Genomic DNA, 22,300 nt, shown 5'->3' on the forward strand with positions numbered 1-22,300 from the left:
GAAGGAATCTGATTCCCGCAAGGGGCCCTTCACGGACGGAACCGCATCGGGGCGGCCTCAGTGCACGCCCAGCACCGACTCCACCACGCCAGCCATCCCCGCCTCGCCCCGTGCGTTCGGATGCAGGGCCGCCGCCGAGGACGTCGGGACCAGCCCCTCGATCCACTTGACGTCCGAGTTCGCGCAGACGTCGTGGCCCTTGCTCGGCTCGGCCGTATCCGCGAACCCGGCGTCGTGAGACTTGGCCTGGTCGGACAGGACGTCGTTGAGCTTCCCGAGCGCGTCGCGCAGATACGTCACATCGCCGGTGCCCAACGGCAGGACCGGCCAGCAGCCGTCGCCATCCGGGAGGACCGTCGGGTAGCCGACGACCACCACCCGCGCCTTCGGGGCCTTCTGGTGGATCTCGTCGAGCGCCGTGCCGACCTTCTTCGCGGTCTCGCTGATCCGGTCGGCCAGTTCGTCCTTGCCGCCCGCGGTGAGCCGGTCCTTGCACGGCGAGGCGCTCTGGTGGGCGGTCACGCAGGTCTGCGCCAGTGCGATGAATCCCACATCGTTGCCGCCGATGCCCAGGGTGACCAGCGTCGTGTCCGAGGTGACCGAGTCCAACTGCGGCGGGTTCGCGCCGTTGCGCGTCGACTGGGCGTCGGTCAAGTCCTCCGTCGTCGCTCCGCTGCAGCTGACGTCCACGAACTTCGCCGGCTTCAGCTTCGCCGACACCAGATGCGGATAGTTGTTGTCCGATCGTGCGCATCCGGCCGGCGAACCCGACTGCTTCCCGGTGCGCGGCGCCGACGTATACGAGTCGCCGAGTGCGACGTACCGGCCGGTGCCGCCGCCGGTGTCCGCGCCGGACGGCGGTGCGGTCGACGAGTCGTGCTTCGACTTGTAGTAGCCGACGGCCAGCAGCGCCCCCACGACAACGAGGACGAGCAACCCGCAGCCACCGCTTTTGTTTGCCCCCACCCGACCGTTCTACCGGTCCGGCCCCTTGCCGACGACCCGCTTACGGGTGATCACGCAAAGACAGCGGCGTGCAGCTCGCCGGCCAGTTCCAGCGCGTGCGGGACGGTTTCGGCCACATAGTGCACATCGACCAGCGCCTCGGTGATGCCGTCGGCTTCGGCGGCCTTCAGCTGAGCCGCGACGTCCTCGACGGTCGCGGTGGCCGAGCCCGGCATCGGATTGATCCGCAGCACCCGGCGGAGCGACTCCGGATCCCGTCCGGCCTTCTCCGCGGCTTCCACGACCACGGCCCACTTCTGCCGCAGCATCGGGATCGGGAGCCCGGCGGGCAGCCAGCCGTCGGCGATCCGGCCGACTCGCCGCAGCGCCGCGTCCGACGCCCCGCCCAGCAGCACCGGCGGACCGGGCTGCTGCAGCGGACGCAGGCCGATCAGGGAGTCCGGGATGTCCCAGCGTTCGCTCCGGTGCCCGGCCGGGTCCGCGGTCCAGAGCGTCCGCAGCACCTTGACCAGTTCGGCCAGCCGCGCGCCGCGGTGCTCCCACGGCACACCGGCGGCGGTGTACTCGTCGCGGAGCCAGCTGAGCCCGAGGCCGACGTCGAGCCTGCCGCCGGACAGCAGGTCCAGCGACGTCAGGGAGCGGGCCAGCAGCACCGGCGAGTAGAGCGGCCCGTTGAGGGTGCTCGACCCGAGCCGCGCGGTCTCCGTCGAATTCGCGGCGATGGTGAGCGCCAGCAGCGGATCGACGAAGCGGACGAACTCCGGCGGGTACGGCCGTTCAGGTGTACCGGACGGGTAATAGGTCTTCGGGGAGACCGGGGTCAGCACCCGGTCGCCGACCCAGAGGGAGACGAAGCCCATGCGCTCGGCTTCGGCGGCGAAACCGGCGATGGCGGAGGGGTCGGCGAGCTTGCCGTACTGCGGCAGGGCCAGCCCAAGCTGGAATATGGTCACCGAGGCTCCTTGATCATCAGTTTCGCTTGCGAGTCAACGAAGATCATCTTCCGCCAGTCCGGTCTTGGCTTCCTGGCGGGAAAATTCGCCGGGGCGAAAGCGATTTCGCTTGCCGTGCCGGGAATCCGAAGCGGTCGCGAAACCGGGCGAGGCGACGGGCGCCGACGGCTTTGCGATTAATCGGATAACGGCCACGGGCCTATGTTCGCACGAACAGGTGATCTTCGCCGCGAGTTCCCGGGTGCTGTCCGAACGGCCCGGAACGACGGCCTCCGGGGTGCCGCGGGGGCGTCGAGGGGGCTGGGTTGCAAGGCGGCATCCGGCTTGCCGTAGACTTCGGAACTCGGAACGCACTACGGTCATCCCCGCCGGATGGTGGGGACGATGGAATGCGTCCTCCGGAGCCAGGGTGACCCGGCTCCACAGGGGTGTAGCTCAATTGGCAGAGCAGCGGTCTCCAAAACCGCAGGTTGCAGGTTCAAGTCCTGTCACCCCTGCGTACGGGAACTGGTGGAGCGGAGGAGTGGTCGTGAGCGACAGCGACGCCAGCGGCGAGCACGAGCAGGGCGATTCGGGCAAGCAGCCCGGAGTCGAATCCCGCCCGGTGTCCGCCGCGGCTCGGCGCGAACGCCGCGCTTCCGCTCGGCCGGCAGGCAAGTCCGAGGCACGGCCGGGCTCGACCCGTCCGTCCGGCAAGGCGGGCGACAAGGTCGCGAAGCCCGCCGACGCCAAGGGCGCGCCCACCCCCAAACGGGACCGGAAGCCCAAGAAGGCCTCCCTGTTCGCCCGGTTCACGCGGTTCATCCGCGAGGTCTGGGCCGAACTGCGCAAGGTCATCTGGCCCAACCGCAAGCAGATGGTCACCTACACCGCGGTCGTCCTGGTGTTCGTGGTGTTCATGGTGGCCCTCGTGAGCGGTCTCGATCTCGGCTTCAAGGAGCTGGTCGGGCTGGTCTTCGGCTGACGCCCGACGGGCGCGCCACCGCGCTGGCCGGGCCCCGGTCCGGCCCGGCAAGCGATCAACTGAGAGGACGGAACGTGACCTCCGACAACGGCACCGAAGCCGGTCGCGACCTGACCGAGCTTTCCGACGAGCAGGTGCAGACGGCACCCGGCGACGAGGAGTCCGCCGAGCCCGTCGAGGTGCCCGTCGCCGAGGACGAGGTCGCCGCCGACACCGACGAGTCCGCCGCCGCCGAGGATTCGGACGACGCCGACGTGACCGAGCCCGCCCCCGAGGCGGACGACCCGGTCGCCGCGCTGCGCGCCGAGCTCAAGGCCGCGCCGGGCGAGTGGTACGTCGTGCACTCGTACGCCGGTTACGAGAACAAGGTCAAGACCAACCTCGAGACGCGTACCCAGACCCTGGACGTCGAGGACTACATCTTCCAGATCGAGGTCCCGACCGAAGAGGTCACCGAGATCAAGAACGGCCAGCGCAAGCAGGTGCAGCGCAAGGTGCTGCCCGGCTACATCCTGGTCCGGATGGACCTCAACGACCAGTCGTGGAGCGCGGTGCGCAACACCCCTGGCGTCACCGGGTTCGTCGGAGCCACTTCGCGGCCGTCGCCGCTGACCGTGGACGAGGTGCTGAAGTTCCTCGCCCCGCAGGTCGAGAAGGAAGCCCCGGCCAAGGCCGCCAAGGGCGGCGAATCCGCCGCGGCCGCCCAGTCCGGCGCGCCCGCCGTCGAGGTCGACTTCGAGGTCGGCGAGTCGGTCACCGTCATGGACGGCCCGTTCGCCACGCTGCCCGCCACGATCTCCGAGGTCAACGTCGACGGGCAGAAGCTGAAGGTCCTGGTGTCGATCTTCGGCCGGGAGACCCCGGTCGAGCTCTCGTTCAGCCAGGTCTCCAAGATCTGACGGCCGGGCCATCCCGGTCGGCAGTCCCCGCGTACTGGCAGGTGTGCGGGGGACTCACGTCAGTTAAGAAGGACACAAGGTAATGCCACCCAAGAAGAAGAAGCTTGCGGCGATCATCAAGCTGCAGATCAAGGCGGGTGCGGCCAACCCCGCGCCGCCGGTCGGCCCGGCGCTGGGTCAGCACGGCGTCAACATCATGGAGTTCTGCAAGGCCTACAACGCCGCGACCGAATCGCAGCGCGGGGACGTCGTCCCGGTCGAGATCTCCGTGTACGAAGACCGGTCGTTCGACTTCAAGCTGAAGACGCCGCCGGCCGCCAAGCTGCTGCTCAAGGCCGCGGGCGTGGAGAAGGGCTCCGGCGAGCCGCACAAGACCAAGGTCGCCAAGGTCACCTGGGACCAGGTCCGCGAGATCGCGAAGACCAAGGAGACCGACCTCAACGCGCACGACATCGACCAGGCCGCGAAGATCATCGCCGGCACTGCCCGCTCCATGGGCATCACCGTGGAGTAATTGCCTCGACTTCGTTGAGGCGGCGCGATTTCGCGCTAGCTCGAGTGGGAGAGCCATGTGCTGGCTCTGCAACACCACACTGATCCACCTGACTTAAGGACAGAAGCATGACCAAGCACAGCAAGGCCTACCGCCAGGCCGCGGAGCTGATCGACAAGGCGCGGCTGTACGCGCCGCTCGAGGCCGTGAAGCTGGCGAAGGAGACCTCCAAGACGAAGATGGACGCGACCGTCGAGGTCGCGATGCGTCTCGGGGTCGACCCGCGCAAGGCCGACCAGATGGTCCGCGGCACCGTGAACCTGCCGCACGGCACCGGTAAGACCGCCCGCGTCATTGTTTTCGCCGTCGGCGACAAGGCCGCCGAGGCCGAAGCCGCTGGCGCCGACGCGGTCGGCACCGACGAACTGATCGAGCGCATCCAGGGTGGCTGGCTCGACTTCGACGCCGCGATCGCGACGCCGGACCAGATGGCCAAGGTGGGCCGCATCGCCCGCATCCTCGGCCCGCGCGGCCTCATGCCGAACCCGAAGACCGGCACGGTGACCCCCGCGGTCGAGAAGGCCGTGAAGGACATCAAGGGCGGCAAGATCAACTTCCGCGTCGACAAGCAGGCGAACCTGCACCTGGTGATCGGCAAGGCGTCGTTCGACACCGAGAAGCTGGTGGAGAACTACGCGGCCGCGCTGGACGAGATCCTGCGCGCCAAGCCGTCGTCGGCGAAGGGCCGCTACGTCAAGAAGGTCACCTTCACCACGACGATGGGCCCGGGCATCCCGGTCGACCCGGCCCGGACTCGCAACCTCCTCGCCGAGGAAGCCGCGGTCTGAGTCGCACATCACGCGAAAGGGTGGTCACGCTTCGTGCGTGACCACCCTTTTTTCGTGTCTCATGGAGATATGCCAACGACGTTCATCGCCCCCGACGGGCTCCAGCTGAGCTACACGGTCTGGGAGGGCGACGGACGGCACCGGCGTCCCGTCGTGCTGCACCACGGTTTCGCGGCCGACTCCCAGGTGAACTGGGTGAACCCCGGCGTGGTGGACGCGCTGGTCAAGGCTGGCTTCACGGTGATCGCGCTGGACGCGCGCGGGCACGGCGCGTCGGAGAAGCCGCACGACCCGGCGGCCTACGGCGAGGACATCATGGCCGCGGACCTGACCGCGCTGTTCGACGAACTCGGCCTGGACGAGGTGTGCCTGGCGGGCTACTCGATGGGCGCGATCGTCTCGCTGCTGGTGGCTACGCGTGACCGGCGGGTCCGCTGCCTCGCGGTCGGCGGCGTCGGCGCGGGAATCGTGGACTTCGGCGGCGTGGACGCCCGGGTGATCAACCGGAGCCAGATCGCGGAGGGACTGCTGGCCGAAGACCGGTCGAAGGTGCCCTCGGCGGCGCGCCCGTTCCGGCGGCTGGCCCGCCGGGCAGGCGCGGACGTCGAAGCGCTGGCCGCGGTGATGCACGCGACCCCGCACGGACCGATGCGGCTGACGAACCTCTCGGCGGCGACGCTGATCCTGGCCGGGGAATCTGACGAACTGGCGACGCAGCCAGAACGCCTCGCGGCGGGCATCGCGGGCGCGCGGCTGGTGCGGGTCCCGGGAAACCACATGGAAGCGGTGGCACACCCGGCCTTCGCGGCGGCGCTGGTGGACTTCTTCGCGTACTCGGACACGGGGGAGACCCGGTTGCCGATCAGCTCGCCCGCCTGACGAAGATCAGCCCGGGGTGGAGGTCGCCGTCGGCGGCGCGGGGCATTTCTCGGGGCCGGGCGAGTGGCCGGTGATCAACCATTGGCCTTTGTCCACTTTGGTCACTTGGAACACGCCCAGCGCCGGGCCGCCCTGCACGCTGAACGTGCAGGAATCGATCGTCACGACCGGCGGGGGAGTCGGGCCGGAAACATAGGACGGGAGCGATTCGGCGTAGTCGTTCATGTTCTTCACTTGCGCGTGGAGCTTCTCGACCGCGACCTTGCAGTCCGGCTGACCGGTGGTGTCCTTGGCGAACTTGTCCTGGATGTCTTCGCGGAATCGTCCGCAGGCGTCGTCGACCCGGCCCTGGGCGATGTTGTGGTAGACGAACCGCACCGCCTCGTTCGGATTGGTCGAGAAGATGTGGTTCGTGTGGTAGGTCCCGCCGCCCTCAGCGGCGATCTGGGCTGAGCTTTTGCCCTCGTTGCTGGGGAAGATCTGGTGGTAGCCCCAGTTGACCAGGATGCCGAGGATGACCAGGGCGATCACCCAGCCCAGGATCTTCCCGCCGAGGCGCTTCACCCAGCGCGGCACCGGGCGGCGGTTGCGGGGCGGTTCCTCGTACTCGGTCAGCGCGCCGGGCTGGTTCGGCGGGGATGGCGGCTGTCCGCCGGCGAGCGGCTGGCGGTTGCCCGCCGGGACCAAGCCCGCGTCCGGGTGCGGGGCCGGTTCGGTGCCTTGCTGGGCCTGGGTGAACCGCAGGTACTCCTGGAATCGCTGGAATTCCTGGAACTGGCGCAGCTGTTCGGGATCCAGCTGCGGCTCGGTCCCGTTCGACTGCGGAAGATTCGGTGCGGCTGGTTGGGGCGCGGTCGGCTGAGCGGGAGTGCGCGGGGCGACCTCGCCCCCGCCGGGCTGCGGCGGTGCGGGCGGTTGCGCCGAGGATCCGCCCGAACCGGGAGAGGGCGTTTCTTCCGGCTTTCCGTGATCACGCTGTTCCGCCACGTCACCAATGATGCCCGCTCCGCCGCGATTTCCCGAGACTGCCCCGGTTCTCGCAGCTCAGCAAGGGGGTGCCCGCGAACCCCGCGGAGCCATCCCGTATGCTGGTCGACGGTTCTACCAAAGACCGCTGGTTCTCTCCGGATCTCCGGGGAGCGAAGGTTCCGCAGCACGGCGGACGGCCTGCGCAGGAGGAACGAGGCTTTCACCCCAGTCGTCAAGGCTGGGCAACGCCCCGCGTCTGCTGCGCGTGGGCGTTTTTGTCGTTCGGGGGCGCCTCCGCCGAAGCCAGTGGTGACACTAGCCAAGAGAGGAGGCGACCATGGCGAAGCCCGACAAGGTGGCGGCCGTCGCCGAGATCGCGGAGAGCTTCCGCAGCAGCTCGGCCACCGTCGTTACCGAGTACACCGGCCTCTCCGTGACTCAGCTGTCCCAGCTGCGCCGCGCTCTCGGCACCAGTGCCAAGTACCGGGTCGCGAAGAACACCCTCGTCAAGCGTGCCGCTGAGGACGCCGGCCTCGAGGGGATCGAAGACCTGTTCGTCGGTCCGACCGCGATCGCCTTCGTGCAGGGCGAGGCAGTCGACGCCGCGAAGGCGCTTCGCGACTTCGCGAAGGAAAACAACGCGCTTGTCATCAAGGGCGGCTACATGGACGGCAAAGCGCTGTCCGTGGACGAGATCACCAGGATCGCCGATCTCGACAGCCGCGAGGTGCTGCTCGCCAAGGCGGCGGGCGCGTTCAAGGCGAAGCTTTCCCAGGCCGCCGCGCTGTTCCAGGCGCCGGCGTCCCAGGTGGCCCGCCTGGCTGCCGCGCTGGAGGAGAAGCAGCGCAACGCCACCGGTACCGAAGCAGCCGAAGCACCCGCCGAGAGCTGAACCACCCCACCCCGAACGTCTCGTTCGTTTTTCTGAGAGGAAGCCATCATGGCGAAGCTGAGCACCGCCGAGCTGATCGACGCCTTCAAGGAGCTGACCCTCCTTGAGCTGTCCGAGTTCGTGAAGGAATTCGAAGAGGTCTTCGACGTCACCGCCGCCGCCCCGGCCGCCGTCGTGGCCGCCGCCCCGGGTGCCGCCGCCGGTGGCGCCGAGGCCGCTGCCGAGCAGGACGAGTTCGACGTCATCCTCGACTCGGCCGGCGACAAGAAGATCCAGGTCATCAAGGTCGTCCGCGAGGTCGTCTCCGGCCTGGGCCTGAAGGAGGCCAAGGAGCTGGTCGAGGCCGCTCCGAAGGCGCTCCTCGAGAAGGTCGACAAGGAGGCCGCCGACGCCGCCAAGGAGAAGCTCGAGGCCGCCGGCGCCAAGATCACCATCAAGTGATCCCGGGCGCGCAAGCGCCTGCAGTTCCACCGCGAAAGGGGTGGGCATCCGATCCGGGTGCCCGCCCCTTTCGCTGTCCGCGGCAAAAAAATTCGCACAGTCGCCGAACCGGGCCGCAAGCGTCCTCGTTCAGGCGAACGAGTGGCCTGCCGAGCAACCTCGGGTCACCCCCTGTTTGCCGTGTTTCCGCCGGTTAACCCGTCAGGGTGAGCGGCGGTCGGCCATCTGGATCTGCGGCCGAACGTGACGTGCACTACGGTGCTGCCAGCGGTCGCCGTACTGGATCCCCGTCGCGTGAGGCGTGCACGGGGGCTGGCCAGAGTACAAAACTGGTGAGTAACCTGTTCGCGCTCAGCTCGTTGCACCTGGTTGAAGCGGAGTTCGCCGCGCGAGCTCCGCCGCTGCCAGCGGCGACGGGGCGGCGGTGCGCGACGACGCGGAACAGCTCCTGGAGGTGCGATGGGTGCCGAGGTGGTCATCGAAGGTCTGACGAAGTCCTTCGGAAAGCAGACCATCTGGCGGGACGTGACGCTGACCCTGCCTCCCGGCGAGGTCTCGGCGATGCTCGGCCCGTCCGGAACCGGCAAGTCCGTGTTCCTGAAGTCGATGATCGGGCTGCTCAAGCCGGACCGCGGACGGTGCGTCATCAACGGCGTCGACATCGTCACCTGCTCCGAGCACAAGCTGTACGAGATCCGGAAGCTGTTCGGCGTCCTGTTCCAGGACGGCGCGCTGTTCGGCTCGATGAACCTCTACGACAACGTGGCCTTCCCGCTGCGGGAGCACACGAAGAAGTCCGAGACCGAGATCCGCCGGATCGTGCTGGAGAAGCTCGAGATCACCGGTCTGGCCGGCGCGGACAAGAAGCTCCCCGGCGAGATCTCCGGCGGTATGCGCAAGCGCGCCGGCCTCGCCCGCGCTCTCGTGCTGGACCCGGAGATCATCCTGGTCGACGAGCCGGACTCCGGTCTCGACCCGGTCCGCACGACCTACATCTCGCAGCTCTTCCTGGACGTCAACGCCCAGATCGACGCGACGTTCCTGATCGTGTCGCACAACATCAACCTCGCCCGCACGGTGCCGGACAACCTCGGCATGCTGTTCCGCAAGGAACTCGTCATGTTCGGCCCGCGCGAGGTGCTGCTGACCAGCGACGAGCCGGTGGTCGAGCAGTTCCTCAACGGCCGCAAGCTCGGCCCGATCGGCATGTCCGAGGAGAAGGACAGCGCCCAGATGGCCCGCGAGCAGGCCGAGGCCGCCGCCGGGCACGGCGACGTGCTCAACGAGGACGTGCGCGGCGTCGTGCCGCAGATGCAGGTCAGCCCGGGCGTTCCGGAGCGGGCCGGAGCGAAGCGGCGGATGGACCGCGTCATGCGGATCCTGCACACGCTCCCGCCGAGCGCGCAGGAGGGGATCATCGAATCCCTGACGCCCGAGCAGCAGCGGTACTACAACGTGCGGCCCAACCCCGGCGCCTTCCACCACCAGCGCGGCCCGGAGGACACGCAGCAGCTCCCGCCGGTCAGCGCGCCGGGCCCGGTGCCCGACCAGCACCAGGGACAGCTTCCCGCCGACCAGGTCGCGCGCATTCCCGGCGCGGACGGCCGGTCGCCCCGGCACGGGCAGGGTGGCGCGTGACCACCACCTCGGCCAAGATCCCCGGCTACGGCATGCTGCGGGAGACCGGGAACCTGTTCGCGCTCGGCCTCGACATCATCCGCGGCATCTTCCAGCGCCCGTTCCAGTTCCGCGAGTTCATCCAGCAGGCCTGGTTCGTCGCGAGCGTGACGATCCTGCCGACCGCGCTCGTCGCGATCCCGTTCGGCGCGGTCATCTCGCTGCAGTTCGGCGCGCTCGCCCGCCAGCTCGGCGCGCAGTCCTACACCGGTGCGGGTTCGGTGCTGGCGACCGTGCAGCAGGCCAGTCCACTGGTCACCGCGCTGCTGGTGGCCGGCGCGGGCGGAAGCGCGGTCTGCGCGGACATCGGCGCGCGGACCATCCGCGAGGAGATCGACGCGATGGAGGTGCTGGGCGTCTCCGCGGTCCAGCGCCTGATCGTGCCGCGCACGCTCGCCATGATGCTCGTCGCGCTCCTGCTCAACGGCATGGTCAGCGTCATCGGCGTGCTCGGCGGCTACTTCTTCAACGTCGTGCTCCAGGGCGGCACCCCGGGCGCGTACCTGTCCAGCTTCTCCGCGCTCGCGCAGCTGCCCGACCTCTGGGTCGGCGAGATCAAGGCGCTGATCTTCGGCTTCATCGCCGCGGTCGTGGCGGCTTATCGCGGCCTGCACCCGAGCGGCGGCCCGAAGGGCGTCGGCGACGCGGTGAACCAGTCGGTCGTCATCACGTTCCTGCTGCTCTTCGTCGTGAACTTCGTGATCACGCTGATCTACCTGCAGCTCGTGCCCGGAAAGCTGGACTGACCATGACGTTCCTCGCGGGGGCGAAGCGGATCGCCAACCGGCCGCTCGAGACCCTGGACACGCTCGGCGACCAGATGTCGTTCTACGGCCGGGCTTTGCTGTGGACGCCGCGCACGCTGCGCCGCTACACCAAGGAAGTGCTGCGGCTGCTGGCCGAGGTGAGCTTCGGCTCCGGCTCGCTCGCGGTCATCGGCGGCACGGTCGGCGTGATGGTCGGCCTGACCCTGTTCACCGGTGTTCTCGTCGGCCTGCAGGGCTACTCGGCGCTGAACTCGATCGGCACCTCGGCGTTCACCGGCTTCCTCACCGCGTTCTTCAACACCCGCGAGATCGCGCCGCTGGTCGCCGGGCTGGCGCTGTCGGCGACGGTCGGCGCGGGCTTCACCGCGCAGCTCGGCGCGATGCGGATCTCCGAGGAGATCGACGCGCTCGAGGTGATGGCCGTGCCGAGCCTTCCGTACCTGGTGACCACGCGGATCATCGCCGGGTTCGTGGCCGTGATCCCGCTGTACGTGATCGGCCTGCTGAGCTCGTACCTCGCCTCGCGGCTGGTCGTTATCTATATCTACGGACAATCCGCGGGTACCTACGACCATTACTTCGACCTGTTCCTACCACCACAAGACGTGCTCTATTCGTTCATCAAGGTGCTGATCTTCAGCGTTTTGATCATTCTTTCGCACTGCTACTTCGGGTACCGGGCCAGCGGCGGGCCCGCCGGGGTGGGCGTGGCCGTCGGCCGCGCGGTGCGGCTTTCCATCGTCACGGTTTCGGTCGTGAACTTCTTCATCGGTTTCGCGATTTGGGGAACCGACGTCACGGTGAGGATTGCGGGATGACCACACTACGGCGCAGGTTGCTCGGCCTGCTGCTGGTGGCGGTGCTCGTCGGCGGGATCGCGCTCAGCATCGCGATGTACGACAAGGCGTTCAGCAAGTTCGTCACGGTGAAGCTCGACGCGGGCAGCATCGGCAACCAATTGCTCAAGCAGTCCGACGTGAAGGTCCGCGGTCTGATCGTCGGTTCGGTGCAGGACATCAAGGCCACCGAGAACGGCGCGGAACTGACGCTGGCGATGGACCCGGAGTCGGTGAAGCTGATTCCGGAGAACGTGTCCGCGCGCTTCCTTCCGAAGACGTTGTTCGGCGAACGCTACGTGTCGCTGGAGATTCCGAAGGACCCGTCGGCCAAAACGCTTTCCCAGGGCGACGTGATCACCCAGGACCGCACTTCGAGCGCGATCGAACTGGAGCAGGCGCTGGAGCACCTGATGCCGGTGCTGCAGGCGGTTCAGCCGCAGAAGCTGTCCAGCACGCTCAGCGCGATCTCGACCGCGCTGCAGGGCCGCGGCAAACCGCTCGGCGAAACGCTTTCGCAGCTCGGGCAGTACATCGGCGACCTGAACCCGCACGAGCCGGAACTGCAGCACAACCTGCAGGCGCTCGCGGAGTTCTCCGGGCACCTGAGCAACGCGACGCCGGATCTGGTGCAGAGCCTGGACAACCTGAGCACGACGACGCGCACCGTGGTCGCCGAGCAGGCGAACCTCTCGAGCCTCTACGGCAACCTCACCACGGCGTCGCAGGACCTGCAGTCGTTCCTGGAAGCGAACTCGCAGAACCTGATCAGCCTCGCCAGCACCGCGCGCCCGACCGCGGAGCTGCTCGCGAAGTACTCGCCGGAATACCCGTGCGTGCTGAAGCAGATGGCGAAGGTCGTGCCGGTCGCGGACGCGGCGCTGGGCAAGTACAACGGCAAGCCCGGCTTGAACGCGACCATTGAGGTCGTCGTGAACCGCGGGCCGTACAAGCCGGGCGAGGAACCGCGGTTCGAGGACAAGCGCGGTCCGCGCTGCTACGACCTCAACCCCGCGCCGGACCCGTTCCCGCAGGAGCCGCCGGACGGCCCGTTCAAGGACGGCACCAAACAGGGTCCGGCTCCGAAGACCGTGGGCGAGGGCCTGAACCCGGCCAACTTCAAGGGTGACGCGGCCGGGCTCAACGGCGGCGGAGCCTCGGGCGGCAACCCGGTCAACACCGCGGCCGAGAACAACTTCCTCGCCGCGCTGGTCAGCCCGGAGATGGGGATTCCGCAGGGACAGTTCCCGGGCTGGGGCTCGCTGCTCGTCGGCCCGCTCTACCGGGGCACGGAGGTGACGGTCAAGTGAGGGGACTCGCCGCACCGCTGATCAAGCTGTCGATCTTCGTGGTCGTCACGGTGCTGTTCACGACAGTGCTCGGCATCAGCATCGCGAACATCAACACCACCAGCACCAGCACCTACTCCGCGCGGTTCACCGACGCCACGCTCCTGCTGCCGAACGACGACGTGCGCATCGCGGGCGTCCGCGTCGGCCAGGTCAAGGACGTGAAGATCGTCGACAAGCGCCAGGCGCAGGTGGACTTCGAGGTCGACTCCGGGCGCAAGCTCCCGGCAGGCGTCACGGCGCAGATCAAGTTCCGCAACCTGGTCGGCCAGCGCTACGTCTCGCTCGGCGAGGGCGACGACACCAGCGGCGCGACGCTCAAGCCGGGCGACACGATCCCGCTCGAGCGCACCACGCCCGCGCTGGACCTGACCGAACTGTTCAACGGGTTCAAGCCGCTGTTCACCGCGCTGAACCCGGACGACGTCAACAAGCTGTCCTACGAGGTCATCCAGGTGCTGCAGGGCGAGGGCGGCACGGTGGAAAGCCTGCTGTCCCACACAGCCTCGCTGGCCACCACGATCGCCAACAAGGACCAGGTGATCGGCGAGGTCATCGACAACCTCAACTCGGTCCTGGACACGGTCAACCAGCACACCCCGCAGCTCAACGACCTGATCGTGAAGCTGCAGCAGCTGGTGTCCGGCCTGGCCGCGGACCGCAAGCCGATCGGCGACGCGATCGAGGGGCTGGGCAACCTGGCCACCACGACCGCCGGTCTGCTGACCGACGCGCGGGCGCCGTTGAAGGACGACATCGCCGCTCTGGGCAAGCTCACCACGAACCTGAACCAGAACGAGCCGCTTGTCGAACACTTCATCCAGTTCATGCCGAAGAAGGTCAGTGCGCTCACGCGCACCGCCGACTACGGCTCGTGGTTCAACTTCTACTCCTGCGAGATGACCGGGACGGTCGGCGCGCCGCCGCTGCTGCCGCCGACGAACTTCACGCTCGCGCCGGTGAGTCGGGACAGGTGCAAGCCATGAAGTCCTTCCAGAAACGCAATCCGATCCCGATCGCCCTGGTCGGCATCGCGGTGATGGCGCTCGGCCTCGTCGCCGCGCTGAACTCCGACGACCTGCCGGTGATCGGCGGCGGCACCACCTACAGCGCGGACTTCTCCGAAGCGGCCGGGCTGCAGAAGGACAACGACGTGCGGATCGCCGGCGTGAAGGTCGGCAAGGTGTCCGACATCAAGCTCGACGGCCCGAACGTCAAGGTGTCGTTCAAGGTCAAGGACGCCTGGATGGGCGACAAGACCACGGCGGCGATCAAGATCAAGACGCTGCTGGGCCAGAAGTACCTCGCGCTCGACCCGCAGGGCAACGGCACGCTCGACCCGGGCAGCCCGATCCCGCGCGACCGCACGATGTCGCCGTACGACGTGCTCGACGCGTTCCGCGGCCTGTCGCAGACGGTCGACGCGATCGACACGAACCAGCTGTCCAAGAGCTTCGAGGCGATCACCCAGACGTTCTCGAACACCCCGCAGGACGTGAAGGGCGCGCTGTCCGGGCTGTCGAAGCTGTCGGACACGATCGCCAAGCGCGATTCGCAGCTGGCGAACCTGCTGGCCAACACGCGGGAGGTGTCGCAGACGCTGGTCGACCGCGACGCCGAGGTGCAGAAGCTGATCACCGACGGCAACCAGCTGCTCGACGAGATCGGCAAGCGCGAGCAGGCGATCAAGACGCTGCTCGACGGTTCGAGGCAGCTCTCGACGCAGTTGCAGGGCCTGGTCGACGACAACGACGGCCAGCTGAACCCGGTGCTCACCCAGCTCGACCAGCTCACGTCGATGCTGCAGCGCAACCAGGACTCGCTGGCGCAGGGAATCCAGAAGTTCGCGCCGTTCATCCGGGTCTTCAACAACACGATCGGCACCGGGCACTGGTTCGACAACTACATCTGCGGCCTGGTGCTTCCTTCGGTCGGCCCGCTCAATCCGGAGGGGTGCAACTCCAAATGACCGACACCCGCTTCGGCCAGTCGCTCATGCGCGGCATGACGATCGCGATCGTGCTCGCGCTCGTGGTGGCGGGCGCGCTCTGGTGGACCCTCAAGGACGCCGGCCGCAACCACCTGACCGCGTACTTCTCCGGCGCCGTCGGCCTCTACGAGGGCAACAGCGTCCGGATGCTCGGCGTGGACATGGGCACGGTGACCAAGATCCAGCCGATGGGCAACCAGGTCCGGGTCGACCTCGAATACGACCGCTCGGTCGCGGTGCCCGCCGACGCGAAGGCGCTGATCGTGGCCCCGTCGCTGGTCAGCGACCGCTACATCCAGCTCGCCCCGGCCTACACCGGCGGCCCGCGGATCTCCGACGGCGCGACGATCGGCCTCGACCGCACCGAGGTGCCGCTGGAGGTCGACCAGCTCGCCGCCAGCCTCGCCAAGGTCAGCGAGACGCTGGGGCCGAACGGGGCCAACAAGAACGGCTCGCTGTCGGACCTGCTGAACACCGCGGCGAACAACCTCGACGGCAACGGCAAGGCGCTGCACGACACGATCACCAAGCTCGGGCAGGCGTCCGGAACGCTGGCGGGCAACAAGGACGACCTCTTCCAGACGGTGCAGAACCTGGGCAAGTTCTCCCAGACGCTCGCCAACAGCGACGGCCAGGTGCGCCAGTTCGAAAGCCAGCTCGCCGACGTGAGCGGATTCCTCGCCGGGGAGAAGGACAATCTCGCCCAGACGGTGCAGCAGCTCGGCACCACGCTGCAGTCGGTGCAGGGTTTCATCGAACGCAACCGCGGCCGATTGAAGTCCAATGTGGACAAACTGGCCAGCGTGACGAAGGTGCTGGTGGACCAGCGCAGCTCGCTCGCCGAGATCCTCGACGTCGCGCCGGTGGCACTGGAGAACATCGTCGGCGTCTACAACGGCTCGTCCGGCACGCTCGACACGCGGCCGAACCTCAACGAGCTGACCCAGCCGCCGCTGGTGATGGTCTGCAGCCTGCTCAAGCAGACCTCGGTGACCAAGCAGCTGCTCGGCAACGCCTGCGACGGCATCGCCAAGGTGGTCGACGGCGCGGTTCCGCTCCCGTCCACCGCGCAGGTCATCCAGGCGATGCAGAACGGCCAGCTGCCGCCGCTGCCGCTCCCGCTGCAGGGCCAGGTCTACGGGACGCAGGGGAGCTGACGTGAAGCGACTGACGAAGTTCGCCGCGGGCGGGGCGCTCGCCACGGTGACCGCGCTCGTGCTGAGCGGCTGCTCGTTCAACGGCGTCTACGACGTCCCGCTGCCCGGCGGGGCCGACCTCGGCAGCCATCCGTACACGGTGAAGATCCAGTTCAAGGACGTGCTCGACCTCGTCCCGCAGTCCGGGGTGAAGGTCAACGAGGTGCCGGTCGGGCAGGTCAAGTCGATCGGGCTGACGCCGGACGGCTGGCACGCCGAGGTGACCGTCGAGGTCAACGGCGACGTCAAGCTGCCCGCCAACGCGATGGCCAACGTGAAGCAGTCGAGCTTGCTCGGCGAGAAGTACGTGGAGCTGGCCTCGCCGGGCGGGAACGAGGCGACCGGGCAGCTGGCGAACGGGGCGACCATCCCGCTCGCGCGCACCGGCCGCGACGTCGAGGTCGAGGAGGTGCTCGGTGCGCTGTCCCTGCTGCTCAACGGCGGCGGCGTGGACCAGCTCAACACGATCACCAAGGAGCTCAACAACGCCACGTCCGGCCGCGAGCCGGACATCAAGGCGCTGCTCAACAACGCGAACGAGCTGGTCACCAACCTCGACAACCAGTCGGCCAACATCACCCGCGCGCTCGACGGCCTCAACCGGCTGTCCATGACGCTGCGTGACCAGAAGGACAAGCTGGTCGGCGCGGTCGACAACCTCGGGCCCGGGCTCGGGGTGCTGGAACAGCAGCGTGGCCAGCTGGTGACCATGCTGAACGCGCTCAACAACCTCTCCGGGGTCGCGACTGACACGGTGAACCGGAGCAAGGCGGACCTGGTGGCGGACCTGAAGGCGCTCACGCCGACGCTGCAGAAGCTCGGCGAGGCGGGCAACGACCTGCCCAAGGCGCTGGAGATCCTGCTGACCTACCCGTTCACCGACCAGGCCTACAACGACGTCAAGGGCGACTACTTCAACCTGTTCGCCAAGATCGACTTGAACCTCAAGGACGTCATCGACAACCTGGGCCGCAGCAGGCAGAACGGGCTGAACGGCCTGATCCCGGCTCCCGGGCTGACCGGCGGCGTCGAGGGCACGCCGTCGAACCAGCCGCCGCCGCTGTCGTTCCCGGGCAGCCAGCCCGCGCAGCAACAGCAGCCGGCTCCGTCTTCGACCGGCGGCCAGGGCGGCGGACAGCCGTCGCAGGGCGGGTTGTCCGGCCTGTTCGGGGTGCTTTCCGGAGGTGCTGGCTGATGTTGCTGCGCAGGACGAAAATCCAGCTGGTGGTCTTCGCGATCATCTCGGTCGTGGCCATCGTGTACGCGCTGATCCGGTTCGCCGGCCTCGGCACGGTCTTCGGCAGCAGCGGCTACACGGTCAAGCTGCAGCTCAACGAATCCGGCGGGATCTTCACCAACGCCGAGGTGACCTACCGCGGGTTCAACGTCGGCCGCGTCGGGCAGCTGCGGCTGACCCAGACCGGGCTCGAGGCGGACCTGAACATCGACCCGTCGGCCCCGCGCGTGCCGTCCGACCTCGACGCGGTCATCGCCAACCGGTCCGCGGTCGGCGAGCAGTACGTGGACCTGCGGCCGAAGAACGACCAGGGCCCGTACCTGGCGAGCGGTTCGGTGATCCCGGCCGCGCGCACCACGACCCCGGTCAGCACCGACCGGCTCCTCGGCGACCTCGATTCGCTGTCGGCCTCGGTGCCGACCGACTCGCTGCGGAAGGTCGTCGACGAGTCCTACGACGCGTTCCGCGGCACCGGCGGCGACCTGCAGAGGCTGCTCGACACCGCGCGCAGCTTCACCACCACCGCGCAGCAGTACCTGCCGCAGACCGTGCAGCTGCTGCAGGCCGGCGGCCAGGTGCTGGACACGCAGAACGACGAGGCGTCGAACTTCGCGTCCTTCTCCAAGAGCCTCAACCAGCTCAGCGGGACGCTCAAGAACTCCGACGGCGACCTGCGCAAGCTGATCGGCGTCACCCCCCAGGTGGCGACCCAGATCAGCGAGGTCGTCAAGGAGACCGGGCCCGGTCTCGGCGCGCTGACCGCGAACCTGCTGACCACGGCCAACCTGACCGTGACCCGGCTGGACGGTCTCGAACAGGGCCTGGTGACCTACCCGGCACTGGCGGCCGCCGCGCCGTCGGTGGCCCCCGGCGACGGGACCGCGCACCTCGGCCTGGTGCTGAACCTGTTCAACCCGCCGTCGTGCACGAAGGGCTATCTGCCCTACAGCCAGTACCGTCCGGGGTCGGACACCTCGCCCCGGCCGGAGGACGACAAGGCCTACTGTGCGGAACCGAAGGGCAGCCCGATCAACGTCCGGGGTTCCCAGAACGCGCCCTACAACGGCGTGCCGGTGCAGCCGTCGCAGCAGGACATCGCGGCGAACCAGAACCGGCCCGCGCAGCAGCTGCAGGAGCAGCGCGACGCTCAGGTGCCGGGCGTGGTCGGCAGCCCCGGGGTGTCCCTGAACAGCATGGGCTCGCTGCTGGGGCTCGGCTGACTGGGATTTGATGACTGTTACCTACTCTGGAGTGTTATGAGTGCCGAGCACGCGGTCGCCGAGGAAGAGGTGACCGCTGAGACGCCCGAACCGGCAACGGCGGCGGCGAAGGAAAAGTGGACGCTTCCCGGATCGCCGCGCGTCTGGCTGCTCGGGTCCGGGGCGTTCGCTCTCGCCGCGCTGGTGGTGGCGATCGTGTTCGGGATCATGTGGCTGGTCGCGGAGATGGACGGCGACCGGGACCTCGCCGCTGCACGCGACGACGTGCTCAAGGAGGGCGCCGCCGCGGTGCTGGCCTACACCCAGGTCGACTACCAGCATCTCGACGACTACTTCGCCAAGCAGAAGTCGGTGTCGAGCGACGACATGGCCAAGCAGATCGCGCAGGCCCAGCCGAACTACTCGAAGGCGCTGACCGACCAGAAGGTCAAGGTCACCACGACGATCCAGGACATCGCGGTCGAGGAGCTCAACGACCACGACGGCAAGGCCAGCTTCCTGGCCGCGATCAGCACGGACACCTCGGCGGGCGGCAAGAACGCCACCAAGGCGCTGCGGCTCGAGGTCCAGATGACCCGGGTCGGCAGCGACTGGAAGCTGTCCGGGATCGACCAAGTGCCGCTCGTCGCCGCCGGCCAGTAGCTTCACCCGCAGATCGGAGTTCCGCAGTGCCCCCCTCCCGTCGCCAGCCACCGCGCAGCAGCACGCCACCGGCCCGCAGGCCGAAGGTCGCCGGGCTGCGCAAGCCGTCGGACCCGGCGGCGCCGGCGGCCTCGCCCACACCGCGCCCCCGGCCGCGGCCGCTCCCTGACGCCGACCCGGCCGAGGTGACCCAGGAGCTGCGGATCCCCCGCGGCGGACTGGCGCGTCCGGCGGAGCCGGAGACCGAACCCGCCGAAACCGAGGTCGCGGGGACCGCAGTCGAGGAAGACGCCGCTGAACCCGAGGCTTCCGCGGTCGCCGAGAAAGCCCCGGCCGAAGAGATCGACGCGCTCACCGGCGAGACCGTCGAGGAAGAGAAACCGGCCCGGCCGAGCCCGCGACGGAAGAAGCGGGACACCGGTTCGGAGAAGCCCTCGGACGTCGAGGAGGCCGAGACCAAGGCACGCACGCGCGAGGACGCCGCAGCCGCGGTTCCGGCGCAGCGGTCCGTGGTCAGCCGCAACACCGTGCGGGTCGCGCTGCTGCTGGTCGTCGGACTGGCTCTGGTGGCCGCGGCGGTCATCTTCCAGGTCAAGGGCTCGGACGCGGCCGATTCGACGAGCAACCGCGCGGTGCTCGACGTGGCGAAGACCGCGCAGGTCAAGGACCAGGTCTCGAAGGCCATCGAGACGCTGTTCTCCTACGACTTCAACAACATCAAGAAGACCGAGGACGCGGCCAACCAGCTGCTCGCGACCGACCAGGTCAAGGCCAGCTACAACGCGCTGATGGGCCAGGTCAAGAAGCTCGCGCCGGAGCAGAAGGTGGTCGTGACCTGCAAGGTCACCCGCAGCGCGGTGATCCGGCTGAACGGCGACCTCGCCCGGGTGATGCTGTTCATCGACCAGACGTCGACGCGCGCGGACACCAAGCAGACCGCGGCCGGCACGGCGCAGATGCACGTGGACGCCCAGCTGCAGGGCAACACCTGGAAGATCACCGACATGGACACCTACAAGGCCGCCGGACCGGCCGCTGGCGCACCCGCGCCGTCCGCCCCGGCTTCGGCCCCGCCGTCGAAGTAGAGGCGGTCTCAGCCAGGCGTCACGGCCCGTTCCCGGAAGCTCCGGGGGCGGGCCGTTGGCGTGCCAGCGTCCGGTAGGCCGTCCGGAGCGGCTCCTGCGTCAGCTCGTGCGGGGTTTCCGGCGGGGTCAGAGGTTCGGGGACGGAAGCGGCCAGCCGGTCCAGCAGAGCGACCGTGAGGCCGTCCAATTCGGCGCGCAGCACAGACAGGTCGGGGCCGGCGGACGGCCGTTCGTCGGGATGCGCGGTCCAGCGCGCGAAAAGCCGATGCTGCACCTGCTTGCTCGCCGCGATCTGGTCGGAGAGGAAGTCGGCGGCGAGGTCCGGGTCGAGGCCCAGGTCGCGGGCGAGGGCCCGGACGCGGGCGAGCTCGCGCTCTTCGCGGACGGGATCGTCGACGGGCCGTCCAGCCCCGAACTTCGCGGCGGCGACCTGCTCGCTGATCACCAGCCTGCGCAGGATCAGCTCGGGAAGCGAGTCGGCTGTCACCGTCGTGCACACCCCCGCCGGAACTCGTGATCCATTCGGCAGTTTACCCAGTGAAGGCGTGAAGAAGTGGCTACTCTTCGCCGGTGAACGCGGATCTTGCCTTGGCCTGTCTGCGCGGTTTAGCCCTGGGGGACGCCTTCGGCGCTCGCTGCACTTTGCCCGGAGACCACCCCGAGGTGGTCGCCCGCAAGCTGCCCGAGGAGCCGTGGCTCTGGACGGACGACACCGAGATGGCTTGCTCGCTGTACGCCGTCCTGCGCCGCTGCGGCCGCGTGGACCAGGACGCGCTCGCGGCCTCGTTCGCCGCGCACTACGACCCGGACCGCGGGTACGGGCCGGGAACCGAACGCCTGCTCGCCCACATCCGCCGGGGCGAATCCTGGCGAGCGCTGGCCAGCCAGTCTTTCGGCGGCGGCTCGTGGGGCAACGGCGGAGCGATGCGGGCGGCGCCGCTGGGCGCGTTTCACGGCGCGGACCTACCCCGGGTTTTGCAGGACGCGGAACGCTCGTCGGTCGTGACGCATTCGCACTTCGAAGGCGTCGCGGGGACGGTCGCGGTGGCTGTGGCGGCGTCGCTCCGCGCGGTGACACCTCAGTTGGGCGGGGCGGAGCTGCTGCAAGGGGTGTTGCCGTTCGTGCCGCCGGGAAAGGTGCGTACGGCGCTGGAAACGGCTGTGCGGCTGATCGACGCGGATGCCCGGACGGCGGCCGCCGAACTCGGCGTCGGGCGCGAGATGGCCGCGCACGACACGGTGCCGCTGGCCTTGTGGGCCGCGGCTCGGCACCACCGCAGTTACGAGGACGCACTCTGGACGGTCGCGCAGGTCGCGGACGACGTGGACACCGTCGGCGCGATCACCGGCGGAGTACTGGCGGCGGGGGAGCACCGGTTGCCTGAGGAGTGGGTGCGGCGGGCCGAGCCGCTGCCTGGGTGGCTGTAGAGCATTGGCGGGCTGGAAGCTCAGCCGGTCCGCGCGAGGCCTGCAGAGCTCAATCCCGCGGCCTTCGTTCCCAGATCCGGCAGATGGAAACGCCGCCGAAGCCCAGTCCGTTTCCCGAAAGAACCCCACTCTCCCGGCCAACATCGGGCCCGCGACCGCTCGTGGAATGTGATCCATCCCGCGCCCGCCACACCGATGCGGAAACCGCCGCCGGAAACCCGGCAGGGCCGCCCACCTGCACCGCAGCCCGGCCGACCTGGGCGACCGTCCGCGGGTACCCGGCGGTAACCTCGACGCCCGCGGGAACGGTCACCCTGTGCTGTCCGCCTTCGACGCTGCGCCAACCGGCGGGACCGCCGCGCGGCATCTTGACTCCAAAGCCGCGTGGGTTCACGCTTACTGCCAACGGTCACGGCCGGGGAACGCGAACCTTGCGGGAGGGGCGCGAAAACCCGGTGCGAACCGGGAGCCGAGGACGCAGTGACGCTCAGGGAGACGCACTGCCCGAAGGTGACGCGATGCAGGCTGGGCCCCGTCTGGAGTGCCCCCTGGACAGACCGCGCCATCCG

At 68.7% G+C, this 22,300-nt stretch carries 23 protein-coding genes and 1 tRNA gene; 20 read left to right on the forward strand and 4 right to left on the reverse strand.

Going from position 1 to position 22,300, the window contains the following annotated elements; all coding sequences use genetic code 11:
• Positions 1-57 precede the first annotated feature (57 nt).
• Together H5411_RS11185 and H5411_RS11190 are read right to left on the reverse strand one after the other, a co-directional pair.
• Entirely contained in the window at positions 58-966 is a 909-nt protein-coding gene (locus tag H5411_RS11185) for an SGNH/GDSL hydrolase family protein (protein ID WP_101436045.1), read from the reverse strand.
• Between the two features lie 50 nt (positions 967-1,016).
• On the reverse strand, positions 1,017-1,919 hold the full coding sequence (locus tag H5411_RS11190; RefSeq protein ID WP_101436044.1) for a TIGR03619 family F420-dependent LLM class oxidoreductase: 903 nt from the start codon (positions 1,917-1,919) through the stop codon (positions 1,017-1,019).
• A 424-nt stretch (positions 1,920-2,343) separates the two neighbouring features.
• On the opposite strand from H5411_RS11190, the gene H5411_RS11195 reads away from it, so the two are divergent.
• The 6 genes from H5411_RS11195 (at position 2,344) to H5411_RS11220 (ending at position 6,002) form a co-directional block, all read left to right on the forward strand.
• A tRNA-Trp gene (locus H5411_RS11195) sits at positions 2,344-2,416 on the forward strand.
• Between the two features lie 32 nt (positions 2,417-2,448).
• Positions 2,449-2,883, forward strand: a complete 435-nt coding sequence (secE, locus tag H5411_RS48920; protein ID WP_158242467.1) for a preprotein translocase subunit SecE — start codon at positions 2,449-2,451, stop codon at positions 2,881-2,883.
• Positions 2,884-2,957: 74 nt separating this feature from the next.
• Positions 2,958-3,782: a transcription termination/antitermination protein NusG gene (gene nusG / locus H5411_RS11205; RefSeq protein ID WP_101436042.1), complete on the forward strand. Its 825-nt coding sequence runs from the start codon at positions 2,958-2,960 to the stop codon at positions 3,780-3,782.
• A gap of 82 nt (positions 3,783-3,864) precedes the next feature.
• Complete coding sequence (gene rplK, locus H5411_RS11210; protein WP_037360170.1) at positions 3,865-4,296, forward strand: 50S ribosomal protein L11; 432 nt, start codon at positions 3,865-3,867, stop codon at positions 4,294-4,296.
• Positions 4,297-4,403: 107 nt separating this feature from the next.
• A complete protein-coding gene (gene rplA, locus H5411_RS11215; RefSeq protein WP_101436041.1) occupies positions 4,404-5,123 on the forward strand; it encodes a 50S ribosomal protein L1 in 720 nt (239 codons plus the stop codon).
• Between the two features lie 69 nt (positions 5,124-5,192).
• Positions 5,193-6,002 carry an alpha/beta fold hydrolase gene (locus H5411_RS11220; RefSeq protein ID WP_101436040.1) on the forward strand — a complete coding sequence of 270 codons (810 nt, stop codon included), beginning with the start codon at positions 5,193-5,195 and terminating at the stop codon, positions 6,000-6,002.
• Positions 6,003-6,008: 6 nt separating this feature from the next.
• Here H5411_RS11220 and H5411_RS11225 read toward each other — a convergent pair whose 3' ends face one another.
• The gene (locus tag H5411_RS11225; RefSeq protein WP_183123720.1) at positions 6,009-6,989 is read right to left on the reverse strand and encodes a hypothetical protein; all 981 of its coding nucleotides are present in this window, start codon (positions 6,987-6,989) and stop codon (positions 6,009-6,011) included.
• 319 nt (positions 6,990-7,308) lie between these two features.
• Between H5411_RS11225 and rplJ the strand changes: the two genes are divergently transcribed.
• From rplJ to H5411_RS11290, 13 genes are all read left to right on the forward strand, one after another.
• The gene (rplJ, locus tag H5411_RS11230) at positions 7,309-7,863 is read left to right on the forward strand and encodes a 50S ribosomal protein L10 (protein WP_101436038.1); all 555 of its coding nucleotides are present in this window, start codon (positions 7,309-7,311) and stop codon (positions 7,861-7,863) included.
• Positions 7,864-7,911: 48 nt separating this feature from the next.
• Positions 7,912-8,304, forward strand: a complete 393-nt coding sequence (gene rplL / locus H5411_RS11235) for a 50S ribosomal protein L7/L12 (RefSeq protein ID WP_009072216.1) — start codon at positions 7,912-7,914, stop codon at positions 8,302-8,304.
• A 459-nt stretch (positions 8,305-8,763) separates the two neighbouring features.
• Positions 8,764-9,942, forward strand: coding sequence for an ABC transporter ATP-binding protein (locus H5411_RS11240; protein ID WP_101436037.1), 1,179 nt, complete (start codon positions 8,764-8,766; stop codon positions 9,940-9,942).
• 32 nt (positions 9,943-9,974) lie between these two features.
• Positions 9,975-10,727, forward strand: coding sequence for an MlaE family ABC transporter permease (locus H5411_RS11245; RefSeq protein ID WP_051165981.1), 753 nt, complete (start codon positions 9,975-9,977; stop codon positions 10,725-10,727).
• Positions 10,728-10,729: 2 nt separating this feature from the next.
• Positions 10,730-11,566, forward strand: a complete 837-nt coding sequence (locus tag H5411_RS11250; protein WP_101436036.1) for an MlaE family ABC transporter permease — start codon at positions 10,730-10,732, stop codon at positions 11,564-11,566.
• Positions 11,563-12,894 carry an MCE family protein gene (locus H5411_RS11255; RefSeq protein WP_101436035.1) on the forward strand — a complete coding sequence of 444 codons (1,332 nt, stop codon included), beginning with the start codon at positions 11,563-11,565 and terminating at the stop codon, positions 12,892-12,894. Before H5411_RS11250 ends, H5411_RS11255 begins: the two co-directional genes overlap by 4 nt.
• On the forward strand, positions 12,891-13,919 hold the full coding sequence (locus tag H5411_RS11260) for an MCE family protein (RefSeq protein ID WP_101436034.1): 1,029 nt from the start codon (positions 12,891-12,893) through the stop codon (positions 13,917-13,919). Before H5411_RS11255 ends, H5411_RS11260 begins: the two co-directional genes overlap by 4 nt.
• Positions 13,916-14,902, forward strand: a complete 987-nt coding sequence (locus tag H5411_RS11265) for an MCE family protein (RefSeq protein WP_101436033.1) — start codon at positions 13,916-13,918, stop codon at positions 14,900-14,902. Before H5411_RS11260 ends, H5411_RS11265 begins: the two co-directional genes overlap by 4 nt.
• The gene (locus H5411_RS11270) at positions 14,899-16,080 is read left to right on the forward strand and encodes an MCE family protein (RefSeq protein ID WP_101436032.1); all 1,182 of its coding nucleotides are present in this window, start codon (positions 14,899-14,901) and stop codon (positions 16,078-16,080) included. The genes H5411_RS11265 and H5411_RS11270 overlap by 4 nt, the downstream gene beginning before the upstream one ends.
• Before the next feature lie 10 nt (positions 16,081-16,090).
• A complete protein-coding gene (locus H5411_RS11275; protein ID WP_101440829.1) occupies positions 16,091-17,314 on the forward strand; it encodes an MCE family protein in 1,224 nt (407 codons plus the stop codon).
• The gene (locus H5411_RS11280; protein ID WP_101436031.1) at positions 17,314-18,576 is read left to right on the forward strand and encodes an MCE family protein; all 1,263 of its coding nucleotides are present in this window, start codon (positions 17,314-17,316) and stop codon (positions 18,574-18,576) included. The genes H5411_RS11275 and H5411_RS11280 overlap by 1 nt, the downstream gene beginning before the upstream one ends.
• 36 nt (positions 18,577-18,612) lie before the next feature.
• Complete coding sequence (locus H5411_RS11285; RefSeq protein WP_183123721.1) at positions 18,613-19,218, forward strand: hypothetical protein; 606 nt, start codon at positions 18,613-18,615, stop codon at positions 19,216-19,218.
• Between the two features lie 185 nt (positions 19,219-19,403).
• Positions 19,404-20,303: a hypothetical protein gene (locus H5411_RS11290; protein WP_101436030.1), complete on the forward strand. Its 900-nt coding sequence runs from the start codon at positions 19,404-19,406 to the stop codon at positions 20,301-20,303.
• A gap of 19 nt (positions 20,304-20,322) precedes the next feature.
• Here the strand turns inward: H5411_RS11290 and aroQ are convergent, their stop codons facing one another.
• Positions 20,323-20,790 (reverse strand): gamma subclass chorismate mutase AroQ, encoded by a 468-nt coding sequence (gene aroQ / locus H5411_RS11295; protein ID WP_167441909.1) that lies wholly within the window; start codon positions 20,788-20,790, stop codon positions 20,323-20,325.
• Between the two features lie 83 nt (positions 20,791-20,873).
• On the opposite strand from aroQ, the gene H5411_RS11300 reads away from it, so the two are divergent.
• Positions 20,874-21,731, forward strand: a complete 858-nt coding sequence (locus H5411_RS11300) for an ADP-ribosylglycohydrolase family protein (protein WP_101436029.1) — start codon at positions 20,874-20,876, stop codon at positions 21,729-21,731.
• The last annotated feature ends 569 nt before the right edge of the window (positions 21,732-22,300 follow it).

The organism is Amycolatopsis echigonensis, assembly GCF_014174495.1.
In the GTDB taxonomy this organism is placed as follows: Bacteria; Actinomycetota; Actinomycetes; order Mycobacteriales; family Pseudonocardiaceae; genus Amycolatopsis; species Amycolatopsis echigonensis.

Coding starts and splice junctions, on each gene's coding strand:
- rplK (WP_037360170.1), top strand. CDS start 3,865: ATGCCACCCAAGAAGAAGAAGCTTGCGGCGATCATCAAGCTGCAGATC.
- rplA (WP_101436041.1), top strand. CDS start 4,404: ATGACCAAGCACAGCAAGGCCTACCGCCAGGCCGCGGAGCTGATCGAC.
- H5411_RS11220 (WP_101436040.1), top strand. CDS start 5,193: ATGCCAACGACGTTCATCGCCCCCGACGGGCTCCAGCTGAGCTACACG.
- rplJ (WP_101436038.1), top strand. CDS start 7,309: ATGGCGAAGCCCGACAAGGTGGCGGCCGTCGCCGAGATCGCGGAGAGC.
- rplL (WP_009072216.1), top strand. CDS start 7,912: ATGGCGAAGCTGAGCACCGCCGAGCTGATCGACGCCTTCAAGGAGCTG.
- H5411_RS11240 (WP_101436037.1), top strand. CDS start 8,764: ATGGGTGCCGAGGTGGTCATCGAAGGTCTGACGAAGTCCTTCGGAAAG.
- H5411_RS11245 (WP_051165981.1), top strand. CDS start 9,975: ATGCTGCGGGAGACCGGGAACCTGTTCGCGCTCGGCCTCGACATCATC.
- H5411_RS11250 (WP_101436036.1), top strand. CDS start 10,730: ATGACGTTCCTCGCGGGGGCGAAGCGGATCGCCAACCGGCCGCTCGAG.
- H5411_RS11255 (WP_101436035.1), top strand. CDS start 11,563: ATGACCACACTACGGCGCAGGTTGCTCGGCCTGCTGCTGGTGGCGGTG.
- H5411_RS11265 (WP_101436033.1), top strand. CDS start 13,916: ATGAAGTCCTTCCAGAAACGCAATCCGATCCCGATCGCCCTGGTCGGC.
- H5411_RS11270 (WP_101436032.1), top strand. CDS start 14,899: ATGACCGACACCCGCTTCGGCCAGTCGCTCATGCGCGGCATGACGATC.
- H5411_RS11280 (WP_101436031.1), top strand. CDS start 17,314: ATGTTGCTGCGCAGGACGAAAATCCAGCTGGTGGTCTTCGCGATCATC.
- H5411_RS11285 (WP_183123721.1), top strand. CDS start 18,613: ATGAGTGCCGAGCACGCGGTCGCCGAGGAAGAGGTGACCGCTGAGACG.